Origin of the sequence: Bradyrhizobium sp. SRL28 (assembly GCF_018596315.1) — a bacterium.
Lineage (GTDB): Bacteria > Pseudomonadota > Alphaproteobacteria > Rhizobiales > Xanthobacteraceae > Bradyrhizobium.
Window position 1 is genome coordinate 1 of the sequence record NZ_JAHEAG010000161.1, and the last position, 1,189, is coordinate 1,189.

At 65.4% G+C, this 1,189-nt stretch carries 1 protein-coding gene; it reads left to right on the forward strand.

Annotated features, from left to right (window positions below; translation table 11 throughout):
* The first annotated feature begins 123 nt into the window (after nucleotides 1-123).
* Nucleotides 124-927, forward strand: coding sequence for an IS21-like element helper ATPase IstB (istB, locus tag KIP88_RS45770; RefSeq protein WP_214494615.1), 804 nt, complete (start codon nucleotides 124-126; stop codon nucleotides 925-927).
* Nucleotides 928-1,189 lie beyond the last annotated feature (262 nt).

The window sequence follows — 1,189 nt, forward strand, 5'->3', positions numbered from 1 at the left end:
GGTCAACTCGATCCTCAAGAACAATCTCGATCGCCAGCAGCCCGCAACGCCCACGGACGGGCCAGCGATAGCGCACGACAACATCCGTGGCCCGACCTACTTCCATTGAGGAGATGACGACTGATGCTCTCACATCCCACTCTAGACCAGCTCAGAGCGCTCAAGCTCGACGGCATGGCGCAAGCCTTCACCGAGCTCGAGGTGCAAGAGGAGGCTCGCAATCTCGCGCACGCCGAATGGCTGGCTCTGCTGCTCGACCGCGAGGTCGCCTATCGCAGCACCCGTCGCTTCCAGGCCCGACTGCGCGCCGCCCGGCTGCGGCACAGCCAAGCCGCGGTCGAGGACGTCGACTACCGCACGCCACGCCGGCTCGACAAGGCGCTGTTCCAACAGTTGGCCACCTGCCGCTGGATCGCCGAGCACCGCGGCCTGCTGGTCACCGGCCCGTGCGGAATCGGCAAGTCGTGGTTAGCCTGCGCGCTCGCGCAAAAGGCTTGCCGCGACGGCTACACGGTCCACTACACGCGCGTGCCGCGTCTGTTCGCTGATCTCGATCTCGCTCATGGCGACGGCCGCTTCCCGCGACTGTTCCGGATGCTGGTCAAGGTCGATTTGCTTGTATTGGACGATTGGGGACCCGACCGCCTCTCAGCCAGTCAGCGGCGCGATCTCATGGAGATCGTCGAGGACCGTCATGGCCGCGGCTCCATCCTCATCACCAGCCAACTCCCTGTGGCAACTTGGCACGAGGTTATTGGCGAGCCCACCGTCGGCGACGCCGTGCTGGATCGTATTGTCCACAACGCTTATCGGATCGAGCTCGACGGCCCGTCTATGCGCAAGCTCAAAGCCGACGAGGAACGGCTGGCGCCGGCCGCGGCCACACCGCCAGCCAACGGCAAGCCGCCCACGGGAGCAAAAATATGAAGCGCATCGCCAGCCCACCGGCCGCCCCCGTGGGTCAACAGGGACCTCCCGCGCGCGCTGCTGCGTCAGCCGTGGGGGCACTCCGCAGCGCGCGCGGGTCCCTCCTGTCGACTACGGGGACGGCCTCCACCGCGCTTGACGTCGAGCCAAAACACTGAGATCAGAAAATGCACCTGACGGCACCATCACACTGGTCGCGATCGATCGGAATGGGTGGTCACAATCCGTCGTAGCGGGTGGTCGCGATCGTCGGAATACGCAC

Excerpts from the sequence above, each read along its gene's own strand:
- istB (WP_214494615.1), top strand. The coding sequence starts at position 124 with ATGCTCTCACATCCCACTCTAGACCAGCTCAGAGCGCTCAAGCTCGAC.